19 protein-coding genes are annotated in these 22572 nt (G+C 49.4%); 16 read left to right on the plus strand and 3 right to left on the minus strand.

The annotated features are described in order from the left end of the window. Positions 1-7 precede the first annotated feature (7 nt). Together V8Q34_RS00545 and V8Q34_RS00550 are read left to right on the plus strand one after the other, a co-directional pair. On the plus strand, positions 8-517 hold the full coding sequence (locus V8Q34_RS00545; RefSeq protein WP_335834537.1) for an NUDIX hydrolase: 510 nt from the start codon (positions 8-10) through the stop codon (positions 515-517). Positions 518-540: 23 nt separating this feature from the next. Continuing rightward, complete coding sequence (locus V8Q34_RS00550) at positions 541-1164, plus strand: YdcF family protein (RefSeq protein WP_335834538.1); 624 nt, start codon at positions 541-543, stop codon at positions 1162-1164. Between the two features lie 65 nt (positions 1165-1229). Here V8Q34_RS00550 and V8Q34_RS00555 read toward each other — a convergent pair whose 3' ends face one another. Both V8Q34_RS00555 and V8Q34_RS00560 read right to left on the minus strand, forming a co-directional pair. Beyond that, on the minus strand, positions 1230-1952 hold the full coding sequence (locus tag V8Q34_RS00555) for a YesL family protein (protein ID WP_033139727.1): 723 nt from the start codon (positions 1950-1952) through the stop codon (positions 1230-1232). 67 nt (positions 1953-2019) lie between these two features. After that, a complete protein-coding gene (locus V8Q34_RS00560; RefSeq protein WP_033139726.1) occupies positions 2020-3300 on the minus strand; it encodes an HlyC/CorC family transporter in 1281 nt (426 codons plus the stop codon). Positions 3301-3578: 278 nt separating this feature from the next. On the opposite strand from V8Q34_RS00560, the gene V8Q34_RS00565 reads away from it, so the two are divergent. The 14 genes from V8Q34_RS00565 to V8Q34_RS00630 all read left to right on the plus strand — a co-directional run bounded on the left by V8Q34_RS00565 (position 3579) and on the right by V8Q34_RS00630 (position 21386). Beyond that, the gene (locus tag V8Q34_RS00565) at positions 3579-5552 is read left to right on the plus strand and encodes a hypothetical protein (protein WP_335834539.1); all 1974 of its coding nucleotides are present in this window, start codon (positions 3579-3581) and stop codon (positions 5550-5552) included. A gap of 58 nt (positions 5553-5610) precedes the next feature. After that, the gene (locus V8Q34_RS00570) at positions 5611-5985 is read left to right on the plus strand and encodes a TIGR04086 family membrane protein (RefSeq protein WP_033139724.1); all 375 of its coding nucleotides are present in this window, start codon (positions 5611-5613) and stop codon (positions 5983-5985) included. A gap of 138 nt (positions 5986-6123) precedes the next feature. Continuing rightward, positions 6124-6264, plus strand: coding sequence for a six-cysteine ranthipeptide SCIFF (gene scfA / locus V8Q34_RS00575; protein WP_015541285.1), 141 nt, complete (start codon positions 6124-6126; stop codon positions 6262-6264). A 131-nt stretch (positions 6265-6395) separates the two neighbouring features. Then, positions 6396-7754, plus strand: coding sequence for a thioether cross-link-forming SCIFF peptide maturase (gene scfB, locus V8Q34_RS00580; RefSeq protein ID WP_335834542.1), 1359 nt, complete (start codon positions 6396-6398; stop codon positions 7752-7754). A gap of 49 nt (positions 7755-7803) precedes the next feature. Continuing rightward, positions 7804-10038, plus strand: coding sequence for a protein translocase subunit SecD (secD, locus tag V8Q34_RS00585; protein ID WP_103731306.1), 2235 nt, complete (start codon positions 7804-7806; stop codon positions 10036-10038). Between the two features lie 70 nt (positions 10039-10108). Next, a complete protein-coding gene (gene recJ, locus V8Q34_RS00590; RefSeq protein ID WP_335834543.1) occupies positions 10109-11824 on the plus strand; it encodes a single-stranded-DNA-specific exonuclease RecJ in 1716 nt (571 codons plus the stop codon). A gap of 101 nt (positions 11825-11925) precedes the next feature. Continuing rightward, a complete protein-coding gene (locus V8Q34_RS00595) occupies positions 11926-12450 on the plus strand; it encodes an adenine phosphoribosyltransferase (protein WP_033139720.1) in 525 nt (174 codons plus the stop codon). Between the two features lie 17 nt (positions 12451-12467). Beyond that, a complete protein-coding gene (locus V8Q34_RS00600) occupies positions 12468-14777 on the plus strand; it encodes a RelA/SpoT family protein (RefSeq protein WP_033139719.1) in 2310 nt (769 codons plus the stop codon). Positions 14778-14788: 11 nt separating this feature from the next. Next, positions 14789-15421, plus strand: coding sequence for an MBL fold metallo-hydrolase (locus tag V8Q34_RS00605; protein WP_148393447.1), 633 nt, complete (start codon positions 14789-14791; stop codon positions 15419-15421). A gap of 43 nt (positions 15422-15464) precedes the next feature. Next, positions 15465-16979 (plus strand): coproporphyrinogen dehydrogenase HemZ, encoded by a 1515-nt coding sequence (gene hemZ / locus V8Q34_RS00610; RefSeq protein ID WP_148393489.1) that lies wholly within the window; start codon positions 15465-15467, stop codon positions 16977-16979. Beyond that, positions 16951-17493 (plus strand): HD-GYP domain-containing protein, encoded by a 543-nt coding sequence (locus tag V8Q34_RS00615; RefSeq protein ID WP_033139717.1) that lies wholly within the window; start codon positions 16951-16953, stop codon positions 17491-17493. The genes hemZ and V8Q34_RS00615 overlap by 29 nt, the downstream gene beginning before the upstream one ends. Before the next feature lie 17 nt (positions 17494-17510). Then, complete coding sequence (gene hisS / locus V8Q34_RS00620; protein WP_033139716.1) at positions 17511-18761, plus strand: histidine--tRNA ligase; 1251 nt, start codon at positions 17511-17513, stop codon at positions 18759-18761. 64 nt (positions 18762-18825) lie between these two features. Beyond that, on the plus strand, positions 18826-20622 hold the full coding sequence (gene aspS / locus V8Q34_RS00625) for an aspartate--tRNA ligase (protein WP_033139715.1): 1797 nt from the start codon (positions 18826-18828) through the stop codon (positions 20620-20622). Continuing rightward, positions 20622-21386: a sulfite exporter TauE/SafE family protein gene (locus V8Q34_RS00630; RefSeq protein ID WP_335834547.1), complete on the plus strand. Its 765-nt coding sequence runs from the start codon at positions 20622-20624 to the stop codon at positions 21384-21386. The genes aspS and V8Q34_RS00630 overlap by 1 nt, the downstream gene beginning before the upstream one ends. Positions 21387-21459: 73 nt before the next feature. On the opposite strand, the gene V8Q34_RS00635 is transcribed toward V8Q34_RS00630, so the two are convergent. After that, a complete protein-coding gene (locus V8Q34_RS00635) occupies positions 21460-22566 on the minus strand; it encodes a hypothetical protein (protein ID WP_335834549.1) in 1107 nt (368 codons plus the stop codon). Between the last annotated feature and the right edge of the window lie 6 nt (positions 22567-22572).

The following is a 22572-nucleotide window of genomic DNA, read 5'->3' on the forward strand; positions in this document are numbered from 1 at the left end:
ACAAAGGATGGAGCTCTGGGATATATGTGACAGCAAAGGGATTCCTACAGGGAGAGTCATGGAAAAGGGAAAAGAACTGGGTGACGGCGAGTACCACGTGGCGGTGGAGGCCTGGATCGTGAACACAGAGGGGGAATTTCTGATCCAGAAGAGAAGCAGCAGATGTGTCCACTATCCCAATGTCTGGTCCCTGACCGCCGGCAGGATACAGGCCGGCGAGGACGCCAAAGAAGGGTGTATCAGAGAAGTGCAGGAGGAGATCGGGCTGGCCCTGGATAGGGAGGAACTGATCCATCTGGCACATATTAACCGGGAAGACGGAAGTCATATGATCTGGGAAGTTTTCCTTGCCCGCCGGGATATCCCTGTCTCAAAGCTTACCCTGGACCCGGAGGAAGTGGCGGAGGCCAGGTGGGTGACCGGGGAGGAGCTGGAGCGCATGATACGGACAGAGGAGATTTTTACCTACCCGGAGATTCTGTACTTCCTTCACCTGATCATCGAAAAGTACCTGTAAGAAACGAAGAGAGGACAGGAATCATGTGGAACAAAAGATTTTTAGACCAGATGACAGAATTTATTTTTGTGGAACAGGAGCCAAAGCCGGCGGATATTATCTTTGTCCCCGGCAGCGGATTTCCCCAGATCGCGGAGAAGGCGGCCAGTCTCTACAGAGAAGGATTTTCTGAGCTTGTGCTGCCGTCTGGAAAATACAGTATACTGCGCGGCAGATTCGGTGGTGTCCAGGCAAAGGAAGAGGAATACAGGGGAACGTACAGGACAGAGTGGGAATTTTTAAAGGCTGTCCTTGTAAAGCATGGTGTGAAGGAATGCCACATATGGAGGGAGGAAAAGGCCACCTACACATATGAGAACGCCATCCGTTCCAGGGAGGTGACAGACGCGGCAGGACTGCAGGTGAAACGGGGAATCATCTGCTGTAAACCGGCACATGCCAGGCGGGCGCTTCTGTATTACCAGCTTCTGTATCCGGAAGCGGAACTTCTGGTCTGCCCTGCAGATGATTGTGAGATCACCAGGGACAATTGGTATCTGAGTGAAAAAAGCTGTGATACCGTTCTCGGTGAGATCGCCCGCTGCGGGGAGCAGTTCCATGAGATCATGAAAGATATGAGAGAAAACCAAAAGAAGCCGGACGCGTAATGCGTAACGGCTTCTCTTGGTTTAAAACGTGCCGGAAAGTTCATTCCGGCACGCTTTGGAGGATTTTATTTCTTTTCTTCTATCTCTTCTATAACATCCTGTTTGTCAGGGGTTATTTCTTCCGGTACGGTATAATCGTCAGGATTTCCCTGTTCTTCCTCCTCCTGAGGCTCATACTTTGCAAAGACCTTGCGGAATATGTAGGAGTTGCAGAAGGCGATAAAGGAAAGTCCAATCAGGAACCAGAACAGGCTTCCGTAAACCAGTGTGGTGGAGTTGAACATGGTGATGAACACGATTCCCACCGGAATACAGACAACCAGAACCGTATGGGGCAGGTTCAGAATACTGATCAGCAGCGCGTTCTTGAGCGTGTTTTTTACGTTGTTCTCAAATCTTGCCACATAGGGGAAAACGTAGGTCATCAGCAGCAGGTAGAAAGTTATCACAACGCCTACCAGGATGCGGAATATGTTCTTCATATTGTCGGGCAGAAACTGTGTTGCCTTGTAATCTGCGAAGATCAGCAGGCCCAGTACCGCCAGAAGCAGCCAGATAATCGTGGATATTTTGAAGTTCTCCTTGAAAGCCTTTAAGAAGCCTTTGAAGATATAAGATTCTTCCCCCCTTACCATTTTCAGGGTAACAGAGTACAGCGCAGTGACAGATGCTCCTATGGTTACAATAGGAATGCAGCATATCAGGCACATAAAATTTAAGATCATCAGGTCACATACGCGGGACAGAAACCGCATAACCGGGCTGTCCATGTTAAAAAAACCGCTCATAATTCTTTGTTGTCCTTTCCATTTGTTGTTCTTATGGCAGATGTCCGGGATTTCCTCCCGCTGCCGGTCATTCTTCTTCGGGCTGTTCCTGTATCTCAGGCAGGAAAATGTGTACAGCCTCGATTCTGTTTTTTTCTACCTTGTCCACAACCAGGCGCACATGGTCCGGGGTTGTGATACTTTCCCCGGGCTCCGGGAAGCGATCAAGCTGTTCGATGATATACCCGCCGATGGAATCATAGTCCTCAGATTCGATCTGCACGGGAAGCACTTCATTTAAATCATCCAGTCTCGCGGCCCCAAGTGCCACGTATTCCCTTCCGGGAATGATCTCCGTTAAGTCATCCTCCTCGGTGTCATCGTATTCATCGTGGATATCCCCCACAATCTCCTCCAACAGGTCCTCCAGGGTGATGATTCCGGCTGTAGCGCCGTACTCGTCCAGAACGACAGCGAAAGAAACGCTCTCTTCCTTCATTTCCACCAGCAGTTCAGAGGTCTTCTTGTACTCAAAAGTAAAGTAAGGCTCCCGCATGATCTCTTTTAAAGAGAAATTATCCCTGGACCCCATAAGCAGCAGGTCTTTGACATTGACGATGCCTACCACATTGTCGGTGGTATCTTCGTAGACCGGGAACCGTGTATGCTTTTCCTCCCGGAACATGGAAATCAGGTCATCATAGGAACTTCCGATATCCGCGAAAGCCACATCAATGCGGGGAACCATAACATCCTTGGCCTGGGAATCCCCAAAGTCGAACACATTATATATCATCTGGCGTTCCTCGCTCTCAATGACGCCCTCCTCGTGGCTGACATTGACGATGGTACGCAGCTCGTGCTCTGTGATCCGGTTGCCCTTTCCGCTTTGGTCCACGCGCAGCAGAGACAGCACGCCGTCGGAAAGCTTATTTACAATATAGATGACCGGTGTGAGAAGCACCATCAGTCCGTGGATGGGGCCGGCGTAGGAAAGTGCAAGCCGTTCCGCGTTGAGGGTTGCCATGGTCTTCGGCGTGATCTCACCGAAGATCAGGATCAGCAGTGTCAGTACACCGGTGCATATACCCACTGCGGCATTGCCGAACATGCGGATAGCCATGGATGTGGCAAGGGAAGAAGCCCCGATATTGACCAGGTTGTTGCCGATCAGAATCGTGCTGAGCATCTTTCCGGAATTGCCTGTTACCTTCAGAAGGGTTTTTGCCTTCTTATTTCCCTGTTCGGCCAGGGTCTGGATACGAATTTTGTTTGCGGTTGTCATAGAAGTTTCTGCGGATGAAAAGAATGCCGAGAGGCATATAAGTACAATCAAGACGAGAAACTGTATGGCGTCACTGGAATCCAATTAAATTTCAACTCCTTTGTAATATAAAATTATATTAAGAAATGATACATGATTTTGGGAAGGATTGCAAGTATCGCAGAAAAAATAAAAAAATTGAATTTTAGGGGTGTCGAAACAAACAGAAATATGCTATAATGTCTCCGATAGAGGCATGATGATTATGCCTAAAGAAAGAGTACCGAAATTGTCTAATTTGCACAATGTGCAGAAACACAATTTTTACATATAAAAGATACATAGCAGACCACGACGAGATAGATTGAAAAAAGGGGCAGATTATGAAGAAAAATTACAGCGGAAATAACAGCAGATCATATAAGAACAGAATCCTGAAGACAACTCTCGGCATTACACTGGCAGCCATGCTGGTGGTACAGGGAGCGGGCACCGGCATGCACATGGGATTATCCCAGGTGGCAGCAGCGGAGCAGACGGACAATGCGGCAAAGCTAAAAACTGTCTATGTAAGCGGCAGCGGTAAGAAGAGCGGGGACGGCACCTCCAAGGATACGGCGGTTTCCAGCTTTGAGAAAGCCAAATCCCTGGCAGCCGACAGCGCGACCATCCTGGTATGCGGAACCATCACCATTTCCGGTGAGACAAAGCTCACCATGCCCTCCGGGATCACAGTCAAGCGTGCGGACGGTTTCAGCGGACCGATCATAAAGGTGGAGGGAAGCGGTAAGCTTACCTTGTCTTACGGTTGGCTGAGCGCCTCCGATGTGGATACCAAGAGCGCCAATCTGGGCGCCGATGCCTTTGTAGTGGGTGAAAAGGCAAAAGAGGAGAACAAAGAAAATCAGGAACAAAAAAAAGAGGATAACACCTCAGAGGATAACAGCGCAGATAAAGATGCGGTAAAAGAGGATACAAAAGAAGAGTCTAAAGAAGAGGCAAAAGAGGAACAAAAGGAAGAACCCAAGGAAGAACCCAAGGAGGAGGCACCGGTTAAAAAGCAGGAAGCACCTGCGGTGACGGTACCGGACAGCATGACCATGAAGGAGCCGGCCACACTGGAGTCCATGTTCATGGGAGACGGTTTCAACGGTGACGGTACCTTCCGTTTCGCGGAGCCTGAGAAAGTGCCGGATACCTATGAGAGCACCCATCAGATCATCTTTACGCCCAATGACACGGAGACATATGACTATTCCGGAGTCCCGGGCTGGAGCGCGGAGGGGCAGCAGGTGGTTCGAAGTGTGACCGTATATGTGGAGTCTCTGAAAGCGCCGGAGCCTTCTGCGGAAGAAAAAGAGGAGCCGAAGAAGGAAGAGGCCGGCACAGAGGAACCTAAGCAGGATACGGACAGCGGCAAGACTGACCAGGCTGAGAAGCCTGCAGATGACAAGGATACGGATGCCGATAAGAAAGACACAGACAAGACGGAAAAGCCCGTAGAAGATAAAAAGGATGCAAAGGACAAGAAAGAGGACGCATCTAAGAAGGAAGAGACCAAAAAAGAAGAGTCAGCCAAAAAGGATGACGCATCCAAAAAAGAAGAATCCTCCAAAAAGGAAAACACAGATAAAAAAGAGAATGTATCATCGAAAAAGGAGTCTTCCGAAAAGGCAGAAAAAGAACCGGTGGGCAGCCTTTGGGACAAGGCCACAGATGTGAAAGTATCCGGTGATTTTATTCCCTCTTATGTAGAAGTCAGGGTATCCCTGAATACAGATGTGGACAGTCTGCCGGCAGCGGATATTGAGCAGATTCTCCAGGCATATGAGATTGAACTCTGGGATCTGAAAGCAGATAAAGAGTACAAGATTCCGGATGGCAAAAAGGTGACGGTATCCATTCCGGTGCCAAAGGACGCAGATCTCTACAAAAAGCTGGTGATAGGACATTATATGGAAGAGACCGGCAGTTATGAATATTTCACACTGGGAAGCAATATGAATGTTTCAGGCGGATACCTGGTATTTGAAACCGGCTCCCTGAGTCCTTTCAATGTAGGCGGCAGCCAGCTTGTGGGAATCGGAACACAGAGCCCCAACCATAAGCCTACAGTACCGTCAGCCGGCACAACAGGGAACGGCGGCAGTTCTTCCATCAACAAGAACGGCGGAAACAATGGTTCCTCCACAGTGAAAAAGCCAACCAACACCTCCATTAAGAAAAACAACGGAGCAGTGGTGGTAAACCCCAGAACAGGCGATGAGTCACCGATTCTTACCTATGTGCTGGTGGCAGCTGCGGCAGTCATTGTTGTGGTGGTCCTTTTAGTCCTGGGTAAAAGAAAAAAGAAATGATTACATAGTAATACATCAGAATGCCCTCCCATATATATACATATGGGAGGGTTTCTTTATGGAGCAGACAGTTGCAAAACAATCAAAACCTCTACTGATGATGAAGGCGCTGCTGGCAGCTTACCTGGCAACCGGCCTTATGCTGCTTCTTCTGGCGCTTCTTCTGTACAAGATGGGACTGGGAGAAAACCAGGTGAACCTGGGTATCCTGATTATTTACATAGTGTCCTGTTTTCTGGGAGGCTTCTATCTTGGAAAAAAGGTAGGAAACCAGAGATACCTGTGGGGAATGGCGCTGGGGATTGGCTATGCAGTGCTTCTGACCGCAGTCACATTTTTGACGGAGCATCAGATATCCGCTGATTTTAAGGAGATGGCAGTCACCTATTTTCTCTGTTTTCTGGGAGGCGCCCTGGGCGGTATGTTGTCGTGACAGTTCCGCTTGCAGGAACCGGGATAGGTTCACTTGAATTACGAAAGAAATACTTGCCTTGCCGGTTATAGATATGCTATAATAGCCACAAGCGTGCAGACGCATAGAATTACATTTAAGCACAGGGAGGAATATGTCATGGAACATATCAAAACATTAAATACAAAAAACTTACAGAATACAGTAAAAAAAGGCGGTTGCGGTGAGTGCCAGACATCCTGCCAGTCAGCCTGTAAAACATCCTGCACAGTAGGAAATCAGAGCTGCGAGAATAAATAACAGGAACTGCGCTTCACGAACTTCCTGTTATCAAGAATAATTTGCTGTCATAGGAAGACATCAGAAGCAGCGGTATAAAAGCCGCTGCTTATTCATTGTACGGCATACTAAGAGAAGAAAGGAAAAATACTGTGATTCATCGTTATAAAAATAATGGATACAACATTGTACTCGATGTAAACAGCGGTTCCGTGCATGTGGTGGATGAGATTGTCTACGACATGGTCGGTCTGCTGGATGAGGGAAAAAGTGAGGAGGAGATACTCACTGCCCTGAAAGACAGGTATCAGGAGGAAGATATTAAAACTGCTCTTGAGGAATGCGCGGTGCTCAAAAAAGAGCAGATGCTGTTTACAGAGGATGTGTACGAAAAAGCAATCAACAGTTTTAAGGACAGGCCCACAGTGGTGAAGGCTCTCTGCCTGCATATTGCCCACGACTGCAACCTGGCCTGCCGTTACTGTTTTGCGGAGGAAGGGGAGTATCATGGACGCAGAGCCATGATGTCATATGAAGTGGGAAAACAGGCGCTGGATTTTCTGATCGCCAATTCCGGCAACAGGAAGAACCTGGAGGTGGATTTCTTCGGCGGGGAGCCGCTTATGAACTGGAAGGTGGTCAAAGACCTTGTGGCCTACGGCCGTTCCCAGGAAAAGATCCACAACAAGCATTTTCGCTTTACACTCACAACAAACGGCGTCCTGCTCAATGATGAGATTATGGAATTTGCCAACAAAGAGATGGACAACGTAGTGCTCAGTATTGACGGCCGCAGGGAAGTCCATGATTTTATGCGTCCCTTCCGAAAAGGAGCGGGCAGCTATGACCTGGTGGTACCGAAATTCCAGAAATTTGCCGACAGCAGAGGGCAGAAGAAATATTATGCCAGAGGTACCTTTACCCGTCATAACCTGGATTTTTCCAAAGATGTGCTCCATCTGGCGGACCTGGGATTTGAACAGATTTCCGTGGAGCCTGTGGTGGCGGATGAAAAAGAAGAATATGCGCTTCAGTGGGAGGATGTCCCGAAAATCTGTGAGGAGTATGACAAGCTGGCAAAAGAGATCATCAAGAGGGAAAAAGAGGGAAGAGGCTTTAACTTTTTCCACTTTATGATAGACCTGACGGGAGGTCCCTGTGTGTATAAGCGGCTTTCCGGCTGCGGTTCCGGAACCGAATATCTGGCTGTGACACCATGGGGTGACCTGTATCCCTGCCATCAGTTTGTCGGTGAGGAAAAATTCCTCATGGGCAATGTGTGGGACGGTGTACAGAAACCGGAGATCCGCGATGCGTTCAAAGAGTGTAATGTATATGCAAAGGAAAAATGCCGGGAGTGCTTCGCCAGATTTTACTGCAGCGGCGGATGTGCGGCAAATTCCTATAATTTCCACGGCTCCATCAATGATGTCTATGACCTTGGCTGTGAACTGCAGCGCAAGCGAGTGGAATGTGCCATTATGATAAAAGCTGCTTTGGCGGAACAATAGCATACATCATGACACACATAAAGACTAAAAGTAAAGAAGGGAAAGAACAATGAAGAAAAGCAGAGGTATTCTCGTACTTGTGCTGACGGTTCTGATTACCGGTTTCCTGGTATTCACCTCCGCAGTCGGACTGGGTCCCACCGGAACAGGTGCCGCAAAACACATTAAGACCGGCCTTGATCTGGCAGGCGGTGTCAGCATTACATACGAGGCGTCAAAGAAAAACCCCACAGACGATGAGATGGCGGACACCATCTACAAATTACAAAAACGAGTGGAGCAGTACAGCTCCGAGGCCCAGGTTTACAAAGAGGGTACAAACAGGATCAACGTGGAAATCCCGGGTGTTACGGATGCCAACCAGATTCTGGAAGAGCTGGGAAAACCGGGCTCCCTGTATTTTATTGCCCACAAGGGTTCTGACGGTTCTGAGAACTACACCTTTAACGGCACAGAGTATGTTCTGAACAAGACCATTGAGGAATTGCAGAAGGATGGTTCCATTGTCCTGACAGGTACAGAGGTTAAGACAGCAAAAGCTGCCATCATTGAAAACGATTTAAAGAACAAAGAAAATGTGGTGGACCTGACTCTGACAGAGGAGGGAACCACAAAATTCGCGGAGGCCACAAAAGCTGCCTTTGAGGACAGCCATGACAGCATTGGTATCTACTATGACGGCAAATTCGTCAGTGTACCCAATGTAAACGCGGAGATCAAAGACGGCAATGCCCAGATTTCTGGTATGAAGGATTCTGCTGAGGCTGAAAACCTGGCTTCCACCATCCGTATCGGTGGTCTGAAGCTGGAGCTGAGCGAGCTTCGTTCCAACGTGGTTGCCGCACAGTTAGGTGAGGAAGCCATTGCCAGCAGTGTGAAGGCTGCAGGGATCGGACTTGCACTTGTTATCCTGTTCATGATCTTCGTATACAGGATTCCCGGTCTTGTATCCGGCATTGCGCTGATTATCTACACATGCCTGGATCTCATATGCCTGAACGCGTTTGACCTGACACTGACTCTGCCGGGTATTGCAGGTATTATCCTGTCCATCGGTATGGCGGTGGATGCAAACGTCATCATATACGCCCGTATCCAGGAGGAGATCGCCCTTGGAAGAAACGTGCGGACTGCCATCCAGAACGGATTTCAGAAAGCGTTCTCTGCGATCTTTGACGGCAATATCACTACGCTGATCGCGGCGTTTGTGCTGAACTGGCTTGGCTCCGGTACAGTAAAAGGTTTTGCACAGACACTGGCACTCGGTATTGTTCTGTCCATGTTCACCGCGCTGGTAGTTTCCCGTTTCATTGCCTATGCCATGTTCGCTGTGGGAATCCGCGACGAAAAGTTCTACGGCAGAAAGAAAGAGAGACAGCCGGTCCGCTTTTTACAGAAGAGAAAAATCTTCTTTGCGGTTTCTATCATTCTGGTTCTCTGCGCTCCCATTGCCATGGGCGTGTTCAAAGCCAGCACAGGGGATGCGCTGAAATACAGCCTGGAGTTCAAAGGCGGTACATCCACCAATGTGACATTTCATGACAATATGGACATCAAAGAGATTGACGCAAAGGTAGTTCCCATTGTGGAAGAGGTTACCGGTGACAACAATGTGCAGGCCACAAAGGTGGTGGGCACCAACCAGGTTATCATCAAGACCATCACACTGGATGTTAAGACAAGAGAAGCTCTTAATAAGGCCCTGGTGGACGAGTTTGATGTGGAAGAAGATCTGATCGCAACCGAGAGCATTTCCTCCACTGTCAGCAATGAGATGCGTGCTGACGCGGTGAAGGCAGTGGTGATCGCCACGATCCTTATGCTGCTGTACATCTGGCTGCGTTTCAAGGATATCCGGTTCGCCAGCAGTGCGGTTGTAGCTCTGCTTCACGATGTGCTGGTAGTTCTGGCTTTCTATGCAGTGGCCAGAGTATCTGTGGGCAACACCTTTATCGCATGTATGCTGACCATTGTGGGTTACTCCATCAATGCCACGATCGTTATCTTTGACCGTATCCGTGAGAACATGGCAGTGTCCAGAAAGAAAGCGGATCTGGAGGAACTGGTCAACAACAGTATCACACAGACTCTGACAAGAAGTATCTATACTTCACTGACAACCTTTATCATGGTGTTCCTGCTGTTCGTGCTGGGTGTTTCCTCTGTAAGAGAGTTTGCCCTGCCGCTGATGGTCGGTATTGTGTGCGGCGGATATTCCTCCGTGTGCATCACAGGCGCTCTGTGGTATGTCATGAAGACAAAAATCAAAAAGAAAATGGCTTAAAATGGGGAAGGGGTGCTGCAGCGGCAGCGCTCCTTTCTTTTAAAATAGAAGAAGAGGGAGAGTACAGCAGATGGAAAAATGGGTGATTTCCGCCAAGAAAGCGGATTTTTATGAGATAAGCCGGAAGTTCGGCGTGGACCCGGTCATAGCAAGACTGATACGGAACAGGGAACAGATAACAGATGAGGAGATCGACAGATATCTGCATGGAAAGCTTACGGGCCTTCACTCCTGGAAGCTGTTAAAGGGAATGGACACAGCTCTTGACATTCTGATACATAAGATCAGGGAAGGAAAAAAGATCAGGATCATCGGGGATTACGATATTGACGGCATCTGTTCCACCTATATTCTGCTCATTGGCCTTCGCCGCGCAGGGGCCTGTGTGGATGTGGATATTCCGGACAGGATGAAAGACGGATACGGCATCAGCAAAGAACTGATCGACCTGGCTTTGGCGGCAAATACAGACACCATTGTGACCTGCGACAACGGCATCAGCGCCCTGGAGCAGATCGCTTACGCCAAAAGCCTCGGCATGACCGTGGTGGTGACAGACCATCATGAGATTCCCTATGAGGAGCAGGAGGACGGCAGTGTGCGGACCTTTGTCCCGGACGCGGATGCCATTGTAAATCCAAAACAGCAGGACTGCCCTTATCCTTACAAGGGAATCTGCGGGGCCATGGTGGCCTACAAGGTCATCTGCGGCCTTTATGAGCGGATGGAAATTCCTGCTTCAGAGACGGAGGAACTCATTGAATTTGCAGCCATCGCCACCGTGGGGGATGTGATGGACCTGCAGGATGAGAACAGGATCATGGTAAAAGAAGGACTGAAAAGAATCATGCACACGCAGAATCTGGGATTAAAAGCTCTGATTCATGTCAATAATCTGGATGACAGGCCTCTTACCGCTTACCATATCGGCTTTGTTATCGGTCCCTGTATGAATGCCAGCGGGCGCCTGAGCACAGCCAAAAGAGCGCTGAACCTGCTTCTGTGCCGTGACCGGGAGGAAGCGGCAGTTCTGGCGGCGGATTTGAAAGCACTCAACGACAGCAGAAAGGATATGACAGCAAAAGGTGTGGAGGAAGCGGCAGAGATGGTGGAGAACACATCTCTTCATGAGGACAGAGTACTTGTCATCTACCTTCCCAAGTGTCATGAGAGTCTGGCAGGCATTATTGCCGGCCGTATCCGGGAGCGGTACAGCAAACCGGTATTTGTCCTTACAAAAGCGGAGGAGGGGGTCAAGGGCTCCGGCCGCTCCATAGAGACCTACCACATGTTCAGGGAACTTACAAAATGCAGGGAGCTGCTGTCAAAGTTCGGCGGACATCCCATGGCAGCGGGGCTTTCCCTTCCTGAGGAAAATGTGGAGCCTTTCCGGCAGATGCTCAATGAAAATTGTACTCTTACAGAGGAGGACATGGCACAGAAGGTGCTGATTGACGTGCCCATGCCCATTTCTTATGTGAACATGCCTCTGATACGCCAGCTTTCCCTGCTGGAGCCGTTCGGCAAGGGAAACACCAAGCCTCTGTTTGCACAGAAAAACGTCCGTATTGAGAACTGCCGCGTCTTCGGAAAGAACAGGAATGTGGTGAAGATGAAGCTCTTTGACGAGAACGGATGTGAGGCACAGGGCGTGTGGTTCGGTGAAGGGGATGCCTTTGTGGAGCGGATAAAAGAGAAGCCCAGATGGTCTGTTGCATACTATCCATCCATAAATGCCTATAATGGCAGGGAAAGTATTGAAATTATCGTTCAAAATTACATTTGATTATGTTAAAAAAAGATGATATACTAAAGACTACACCCAAAATCTGAGTATAGTTGACATATAGTGAGATAATTTGATGAAACTAAAGGCAGGAGAGAGTTATGAAGAAGATTGAGGAATATGTGCGCAGTATCCCGGATTTTCCTGAGCCGGGAATCATTTTCAGAGATGTGACCAGCATATTGCAGGATGCAGATGGATTTGCACTGGCGGTGGATTCCATGCAGGCCCTTTTGGACGGCGTGGAGGTGGATGTGATTGCCGGCGCGGAGTCCAGGGGCTTTATATTCGGGGCACCTATTGCCTACAATTTACATAAGCCCTTTGTACTGATACGAAAGAAGGGGAAACTGCCCTGCGAGACCATTGAGAGCAGTTATGAGCTGGAATACGGAAGTGCGACCATAGAGATGCATAAGGATTCCATCACACCGGGACAGAACGTGGTGCTGGTGGATGATCTGATCGCCACAGGCGGTACCATTGAAGCGACAGCCAGAATGGTGGAGGAGCTTGGAGGGAAAGTGGTGAAGATCATAACCCTCATGGAACTGGCCGGACTCAATGGCAGAGAGCGTTTAAAAGATTACGATGTGGCTTCCGTTATATGTTATGAAGGTAAATAGAAATCAGGTGATGGCAGATGGAGAAAAGTAAAGAGGCAACACTTCTGGATGATGAATTAGCGAAAATTAAAAAGGCAGATGCAAGTGTGAAGACAATGGAAGATTTTACAAGCCCTTCTGTTTTGTATGAAGAGCTTATTTCCAGTGTGCAGAAGTACCATCCCTCCACCGATATATCTATGATTGAGAAGGCTTACCGGATTGCAAGAGATGCCCATGAAGGGCAGGTGCGCAAGTCCGGCGAGCCTTATATCATTCATCCCCTCTGTGTGGGGATCATCCTGGCGGATCTGGAGCTTGATAAGGAGACGATCGTGGCCGGCCTGCTCCATGATGTGGTGGAAGATACGGTCATGACCACGGAGGAGATCACCCAGGAGTTCGGCGCAGAGGTGGCCCTTTTGGTGGACGGCGTCACCAAGCTGGGCCAGTTGAACTACTCCGCCGACAAGGTGGAGGTCCAGGCAGAGAACTTAAGAAAAATGTTCCTTGCCATGGCGAAAGATATCCGAGTCATCCTGATAAAGCTGGCCGATAGGCTGCACAATATGAGGACACTGAAATACATGCCTCCCCACAAGCAGAAGGAGAAGGCAAGGGAGACCATGGACATCTATGCTCCCATAGCCCAGAGACTCGGTATTTCCAAGGTGAAGATCGAGCTGGACGATCTGTCCTTAAAATATCTGGAGCCGGAAGTCTACTACGACCTGGTGGAAAAGATCAACCTGCGCAGAAGTGAGCGGGAAGCCTTTGTAAGCGAAATCGTGAACGGCGTCCGGGACCAGATCGAGAATGCAGGCATTCACGCCCAGATCGACGGGCGTGTAAAGCATTTTTTCAGTATATATAAGAAGATGGTCAACCAGGATAAGACCCTGGACCAGATCTATGATTTATTTGCGGTCCGCATCATTGTGGATACAGTGAAGGACTGCTACGCATCTCTGGGAATCATCCATGAGATGTACAAGCCCATTCCGGGCCGGTTTAAGGACTACATTGCTATGCCAAAGCCCAATATGTACCAGTCACTGCACACCACATTGATCGGACCAAACGGACAGCCTTTTGAGATCCAGATCCGTACCTTTGAGATGCACCGCACCGCGGAATACGGTATTGCGGCCCACTGGAAATACAAGGAGGCATCAAACAGCAGCAAGGCAAATGTGACCCAGCAGGAAGAGGAGAAGATGAGCTGGCTGCGCCAGATCCTGGAGTGGCAGCGGGATATGTCCGACAACAAGGAATTTTTAAGCCTCTTAAAAAGCGATCTGGACCTGTTTTCCGAGAGTGTGTACTGCTTTACTCCGGCAGGAGATGTGAAGACACTGCCGAACGGCTCCACTCCCATTGACTTTGCCTATAATGTACATAGTGCGGTGGGCAACAAGATGGTGGGTGCCAGAGTGAACGGAAAGCTGGTTCCCATTGACTATGTGATCAAGAACGGAGACCGGATCGAGATCATCACCTCTCAGAACTCTAAAGGACCAAGCCGCGACTGGCTCAAGGTGGTGAAGAGCACCCAGGCCAAGAACAAGATCAACCAGTGGTTCAAACAGGAGTTAAAAGAGGACAACATTTTAAAGGGCAAGGATATGCTCACCCAATATGCTAAGCTAAAAGGCATCGGACTGGGAAATCTGACAAAGCCCAAATACCTGGAATCCGTTATGAAAAAATACGGTTTCCGTGACTGGGATTCCGTACTGGCGGCTGTAGGACACGGCGGTCTGAAGGAAGGCCAGGTCATCAACAAGCTCCTGGAGATTTACACGAAGGACCACAAGAGCGAACTGACAGACGAGAAGGTGCTGGAAGCCGCGGAGGAGAGTAAAGATAAACTGCACATCCGCAAAAGCAAGAGCGGCATTGTGGTGAAGGGGATCCATGATGTCTCCGTCCGGTTTTCCAGATGCTGCAACCCTATTCCCGGCGACGAGATCGTAGGCTATGTGACAAGGGGACGCGGCGTTACCATCCACCGCACAGACTGTATCAATATCATCAATATGTCCCTGGAGGACAGGGAGCGCCTGATCGATGCTGAATGGCAGGCAGAGAGCGTAGGCGACGGGGAGCAGTACACGGCGGAGATCAATGTGTATGCCAATAACCGCACCGGTCTTCTGGTTGACATTTCCAAGATCTTTACAGAGAGGAAAATTGATATCACGTCCATGAATACCAGAACCAGCAAGCAGGGACGTGCCACCATTAACATTGCCTTTGACATTAAGAGCAAGGAAGAACTGGGCAGCCTGGTGGAAAAAATCAGACAGGTAGAGAGCGTCCTGGATATCGGGCGTACTACCGGCTAAGGAGTCGAGATATGAAGAATCTGAACCTGAGAGGAATTGTGGTTGGTCCGGTCATGACCAACTGCTATTTCCTGAAAAATACACAGAGCGGGGAGACCCTTGTGGTTGACCCCGCAGCTGAGGCGGAGCGTATCTGCCGTACGATTGACCGGATCGGGGGAAAACCGGCAGGGATACTCCTGACCCACGGACACTATGACCATATTATGGCAGTAAGTGAGCTGCAGAAAAAGTGGCAGGTGCCTGTCTATGCGGCGAGAGCGGAGGAAGAAATGCTCACAGACCCCCGGTTAAATCTGTCCGCATCCTGGGAGGGCACCAATTGCACTGTGAAGGCGGACTGCTTTCTGGAGGATGGGGATGTTTTTGAACTTGCGGGTTTTCAGATAAAAATGTACCTGACTCCCGGACACACGGAGGGGTCCTGCTGTTATTATATCGAAGACGAAGGTGTGCTCATGAGCGGGGACACCATTTTCTGTGAAAACTGCGGCAGATGTGATCTGCCCGGCGGCAATTTTGCGAAGATGCAGGAGAGTTTGAATAAGATCATCAACCATTTACCTGAGGATGTGAAGATTTACCCCGGACACGGGGAGGAGACCAGCATCCATCATGAGCGATCATATAATCCCTATCTATAAAATACGAAAGAAAGAGGCAACTGTTCAGGAAAGAGGAACCTATATGATTGGCATTTCATTTAATAAAAGAGATTTTGAATATGATGCCTATACCCTGGTCAAGGCCTTCTATCCCCAGGAGGAAGTGGAGAACTTCTATACAGAAGAGGGGCAGGAGGACAAAGCCTGGGACCTGCTGGTGAGAATCACCTACGGGGAGGAGGAGACGCACCTCTCCCTGGAGAGGGATGGAGAAATTATATTCGGAGAAGCGGCCCGCTTTGAAAAAGGGCAGGACAGAAAAGAGAGAAAGAACATACTGAAACAGATTTTATACAGAGGTCTTGTACAGGAGACGGGAATCACCCTTCCCTGGGGCAACCTGACGGGTATCCGTCCCACCAAGATCGCCATGGGGCTGATCGAGTCGGGGATGAGCAATGCGGAGACTGCGGACTATATGCGCCGCACGTATTTCACCAGTAATGCCAAGACCGCGCTGGCAGTTACCATAGCCAACCGGGAACGGGACCTGTTAAAAGATATTGACTACCGGAACGGGTACAGCCTCTATGTGGGAATTCCCTTCTGTCCGAGTATCTGCCTGTACTGTTCTTTCAGCTCATCTCCTTTAGCGAGATGGAGAGATAAAGTGGATGAATATCTGGATGCGCTCTGCAGGGAACTGACTTACATTGGAGAGACGATGAAGGTGCGCACCCTTGACACCATATATATCGGCGGCGGGACTCCCACCACCCTGGAACCGGAACAACTGGAGCGGCTGCTTGGCCATATTGAGGCATGTTTTCCGGTGGAACAGGTGAAGGAATATACTGTGGAGGCAGGAAGGCCGGACAGTATCACCAGAGAGAAGCTTATGGCGATCAAAAGGCATCCGGTCACAAGGATTTCCGTGAATCCCCAGACCATGAACCAGAAGACACTGGATCTCATAGGACGGAAGCACACGGTGGAGGACACGCGACATGCCTTCGCTCTGGCGAGGGAATGCGGATTTGATAATATCAATATGGATTTGATCGTAGGCCTGCCCGGAGAATGTGCAGAGGATGTAAGGCACACACTGGAGGAGGTAAAGGCCCTGGACCCGGACAGCCTGACCGTACATTCACTGGCAGTCAAGAGGGCCACCAGGCTTCATCTGTTCAGGGAGCAGTACGAAGAGATGACCTTTGAAAACAACCAGGAGATCATGGATATGTGTATGGATTATGCCCGGGAGAGCGGCATGGGTCCCTACTATCTGTACAGACAGAAGAATATGTCAGGCAACCTGGAGAATGTGGGATATGCAAAACCGGGAAAAGCCGGCATCTACAATATTCTGATCATGGAAGAGAAGCAGTCCATTCTGGCGGCAGGGGCGGGAGCCTCCACCAAGTTTGTGTTCCAAAACGGGGAGCGCATAGAACGGGCTGAGAATGTAAAAGACGTGACAAATTATATCACCAGAATTGATGAAATGATGGACAGAAAACGGATTGGGCTGGAAACGTATCTGAATATAAAGAGCGGGGATGGCGGAAATGGCAAATACACAGAAGCATCTGATTAGTTTCAATCTGGAAAAAGAAATCGAGCATGGCATTCAGGTGAGTAACCTGGCTTTCCGTGTGGGAAAGCAGATGGGCCTTTCCGAGGAAACCTGTCATGAACTGGCAGTGGCCGGAGTGCTTCACGATATCGGGAAGCTGCGGCTTTACAACTACATTGCCGGGGAGGAGAATCCCATGGTAGTGGAGGAGATGAAATATGTCAGGCGCCATCCGGAGCTGGGATATGAGAGTCTGAAGGACAGGGGCTATTCCCGGTTTGTTCTGGACAGCATTTACTATCATCATGAGAATTATGACGGAAGCGGATACCCGGAAAATCTGGCGGGGGAAAAGATACCCATGGGAGCCAGAATCCTGAGAATCTGTGACGTATACGCAGCGCTCACCTCAAAACGGACGTACCGTGATGCCTTTTCCAGCGAGACGGCCATGAAGATGGTGATTGATGAAGTTAAGAATTTTGACATGCAGGTCTTTCTTGCATTTCAGAGAGCAATACATGAAAATGAATGAGAAGAGGAGAGAACATTATGCAGTTAAAGAAAAAACCAGTTACAGGAATGAAAGATATTCTGCCGAGAGAAATGGAAATCCGTGATTATGTGATCGGACTGATCAAGGAGACCTACAAAGAGTTTGGATTCACATCCATGGAAACACCATGTGTGGAGCACATTGAAAACCTGACCAGCAAACAGGGCGGCGACAATGAGAAACTGATCTTCCGTATTCTGAAAAGAGGAGAGAAACTGAGAATCGACGAGGCAAAAGAGGAGAATGACTTGGTTGACAGCGGTCTGCGCTATGACCTGACAGTTCCGCTCAGCCGTTTTTATTCCAACAACGCCAATGAGCTTCCGTCCCCCTTCAAAGCTCTGCAGATGGGAAATGTATTCCGTGCGGACAGGCCCCAGAGAGGACGTTTCCGTCAGTTTATGCAGTGTGATATTGACATTTTGGGTGATCCCACCAATCTGGCTGAGATCGATGTTATCCTGGCAACTTCCACACTGGTGGGCAGGCTGGAATTCGAGAGCTTTGCCATCCGTATCAATGACCGCCGTTTCTTAAAAGCCATGGCTGCCTACAGCGGATTCCCGGAGGAGTCTTATGACCAGGTGTTCATCATTCTGGATAAAATGGATAAGATCGGCAAGGAAGGCGTTGCAGCAGAGCTGGAAGAGGCCGGATTCCCAAAAGAGGGCATTGAAAAATACATCGCTCTGTTCGACGCTATCGGAGAGGGCATTGACGGTGTAAACTACTGCAAAGAAAAACTGGAAGGCTTCCTGGACCCGGATGTGGCTGACAATATGTCCACGATCATTGAGAGTGTGACAGAGGCAAAGACTGCCAACTTCAGGATCGTCTTTGACCCCACACTGGTGCGCGGTATGTCTTACTATACAGGACCCATCTTTGAGATCTGCATCGACGGTTTCGCAGGCAGCGTGGGCGGCGGCGGACGCTACGATGAGATGATCGGCAAATTTACGGGAACCCCCACACCGGCAACCGGATTTTCCATTGGATTTGAGCGTATTGTAATGCTGCTCATGGAGAGAGGATTCCAGGTACCGGGCAGCATGGATAAGAAAGCATACCTGCTGGATAAGAAGCTGAGTTCCGAAAAACTGGTGGAGATAGTGAAAAAGGCCGGGGAAGAGAGAAAATCCGGCAAAAATGTGAATATTGTATACATGAAGAAGAACAAAAAATTCCAGAAAGAACAACTTATGGCAGAGGGATACGAAACCATCGAAGAGGTATACAACGACTGACAGGTTTTGGGTACCGGGCTTACATTGTAATAACATAAATGAGGAATTAAGGAGAGCTGACACAATGGCAGAATCAATGAACGGGTTAAAAAGAACCCATAGATGTACGGAAGTGACAAAAGCAGAGATCGGAAGCACAGTAACCCTTATGGGCTGGGTGCAGAAGAGCCGCAACAAAGGCGGAATCGTCTTCGTGGATTTGCGTGACCGTTCCGGTATCATGCAGATCATCTTTGAAAACGGCGATATTGATGAGGAAGGCTTTGAAAAAGCAGGAAGACTGAGAAGCGAATTTGTGATCGCTGTGACAGGACGCGTGGAGGCGCGTTCCGGCGCTGTGAATGAAAATCTGAAGACAGGCGAGATAGAAGTGCGGGCAGGTGCCCTGCGCATCCTGTCCGAGTCTGAGACACCTCCGTTCCCCATTGAGGAGAACAGCAAGACAAGAGAGGAAGTGCGCTTAAAATACCGTTATCTTGATCTTAGAAGACCGGACCTGCAGAGAAACCTGATCATGCGGTCCCGGGTAGCTGTGCTGGTACGCCAGTTCCTGGCAAATGAAGGTTTTCTGGAGATTGAGACGCCGATCCTGAATAAGAGCACTCCGGAGGGGGCAAGGGATTACCTGGTTCCCAGCCGTGTGCATCCGGGCAGCTTTTATGCACTGCCCCAGTCTCCCCAGATTTTTAAACAGCTTCTGATGTGCTCCGGGTATGACAGGTATTTCCAGATTGCCAAGTGCTTCCGCGATGAGGACCTTCGCGCTGACCGTCAGCCGGAATTTACACAGATTGATATGGAGCTCTCCTTTGTGGATGTGGATGATGTCATTGATGTCAATGAGCGTATGCTGGCATTCCTCTTTAAAGAGGTTCTGGGCGTGGAGGTGCAGCTTCCCATTCAGAGAATGACCTGGACAGAGGCTATGAACCGCTTTGGCTCCGACAAACCGGACCTGCGTTTCGGCATGGAGCTTACGGATGTGTCTGAGGTGGTAAAAGGCTGTGAATTTGCTGTGTTCAAGAATGCCCTTGAGGCAGGCGGCAGTGTCCGCGGCATCAATGCCAAGGGACAGGGCAGCATGCCGAGAAAGAAGATCGACAAGCTGGTGGAATTTGCCAAAGGATACGGCGCCAAAGGTTTGGCTTATATTGCCATCCAGGAGGACGGCAGTGTAAAATCCTCCTTCGCCAAATTCATGAAAGAGGAGGAGATGAAGGCCCTCATAGAAGCCATGCAGGGTGAGGCAGGCGACCTGCTTCTCTTTGCCGCTGACAAGACGAAGCTTGTATGGGATGTATTGGGTGCCCTGCGTCTTGAACTGGCGCGTCAGATGGAGTTGTTTGATAAAGAGGAATACCGTTTTGTGTGGATCACAGAGTTCCCTCTTCTGGAGTGGTCAGAGGAAGAGAACCGTTTTACAGCCATGCATCATCCGTTCACCATGCCTTTTGAGGAGGATATTCCGCTTCTGGATACGGATCCGGGTGCAGTGCGTGCAAAAGCCTATGATATTGTACTCAACGGCAATGAGATTGGCGGAGGCAGCGTGCGTATCCATCAGAACGATGTGCAGGAAAAAATGTTTGAAGCGCTGGGATTTGAAAAAGAGCAGGCTTATAAACAGTTCGGTTTCCTTTTAGATGCCTTCAAATACGGAGTTCCGCCGCACGCAGGACTGGCTTACGGCCTTGACCGTATGGTCATGCTCATGGCTAAGGAGGAATCCATCCGTGAAGTTATCGCATTCCCGAAGGTGAAGGATGCCTCCTGCCTGATGTCCGAGGCACCGAACACGGTAGATGAAAAACAGCTTGATGAACTGGGGATCGCGCTGAAAGTTCAGGAGGATGAGCAGTAATGGAGCCAGGTGCTGTCTCCTTTCTGATCGTATGTCCGCTGGTGTTTTTAGCCAGTTTTGTAGATGCCATAGCAGGCGGGGGAGGATTGATCTCCCTGCCTGCTTATCTTTTGGCAGGAGTTCCCATTCATAATGCCATTGCCACCAATAAGCTGTCCTCAGCCTCCGGTACAGTCATCTCCACGGCCCGCTACTGTAAAAACGGATATGCGGACATACCGCTGGCGGTACCGTCTGTTCTGGCAGCGCTTTTGGGCTCCTTTTTGGGAGCAAATCTGGCGCTGACTGCCAGTGACAGGGTGCTGAAGCTCATGCTGATCGTGGTGCTCCCTGTAGTGGCATTTTATGTGCTGAAAAATAAAAGCATGGAGCCAAAACAGAAGAGGCAGCTTGCAAAAGGACAGAAATATGCCATTGTTATCACTGCCTCTTTGGTCATAGGGACATATGACGGCTTCTACGGGCCGGGGACAGGTACTTTTCTGCTGCTTGTCTACACGGGTCTTGCGGGCATGGATATCCGCACAGCCTCAGGCAATACGAAGCTTGTCAATCTGGCTTCCAATCTGGCAGCCCTTGCTGCCTTTTTCTCCAGCGGCAAGATCGTGATCTCTCTGGGACTTGCGGCAGCCGTGTTCAGCATCGCAGGGCACTACATCGGTTCCGGTATGGTGATAAAAAACGGGACGAAGATTGTTCGCCCCATTGTGGTCACGGTTCTTATTTTGCTGCTTATAAAAATTATATCTGGATTTTTTGTATAAAAAAATGCCCGGCTTTGGATATGCTAAAGCCCGGGCATTTATCGTGTTCTGTTTTTCGTCTGCACAAGTGCGTCTATTCCACATCCTCTGACACATCTGCCAGGGCGCTGTCCACGCCTCCGAGAATGGCCTGTGCCACATTTTCATCCATCTGCATCTTCCAGCTTGTTCCGTCATTGACCAGAGTAATGTCCACGTCCCGTGTGGTGGAGGCATTGTTCTTCTCTATACTTTCCAGAAGAAGCTGTCTTTCCTTCTCACGGCGCCCCTCGGCTCCTCCTGCCATGGCCTGGGAAGTCTGCAGCCATCCGGAAAGCTGTTCCTGGTAAGAAGCCACAATACTTTTGAAATCACTGCTGGTGATCTGAACTTTCACCTGGGCGTTGCGCTCATCCTTTTTTGCGTCCAGGATCTTAAAATCAAAACAGGCACGGATCTGTTCCGCCATGGCATGCGCAATGGAGCTGCTGTATGTGTCATCCGTATCCAGAAGGCTGTCCAGGGACAGATAGATGTTAAGCTGTTCCGTGTCAAAATCTTTGATGGTGTCAAAGTGTATTTTGACTACTTCCTCAGGGGGCAGAAGATTGGAATCAGCCATGTAGGAGAGAAAACCGCCGGTGATCTGATTGTCCAGGTTCTCGTCATAAACAACATGCCACGTCTCTTCTTTTTGCCTGAGGGTCAGGTCAAAGGTGGTATCCACCAGTTTATAATCGTTCTTTTTCAGCGTCTCTCCGAGCAGCAGGTAAGAATCCTTCAGTGAAAATTCCACCTGACTGGGATTGGCGTCGCAGGTAATCCGTTTTTTCAGCGCAGCGGCAGTGTAATCCTCTGCCAGTGCATGGGCATCCAGGTTGGTGATGGTGACAGTGGCGCCCGCCTTTTTATTTTTGAGCTTGACATTGTCTATGGTGTAAGAGAAATCTTTAAAATACCGTGAAAAGATTTTGACAATGTCAGGGTCCACATTTTCCTCCCCGTTGTCTGTGTCAGGGAAAAGCTCATGGACGGAGAGATATTTTTCAATGGTCTTTTTATCCGGGCTTTTCAGCTGGTCAAGTTCCGCGGAAACTGCCTCCTTGACCGCGCGCTTCTCCTTGCCCTCGCATCCTGCAAGCAGCAGGGCAGAAGTCAGGAAAACCGCGGCATACAGCCATTTCTTATGTCGAATCTTCATGTGTCA

The organism is Blautia sp. JLR.GB0024 (genome assembly GCF_037000545.1).
GTDB lineage: Bacteria > Bacillota > Clostridia > Lachnospirales > Lachnospiraceae > Blautia > Blautia celeris.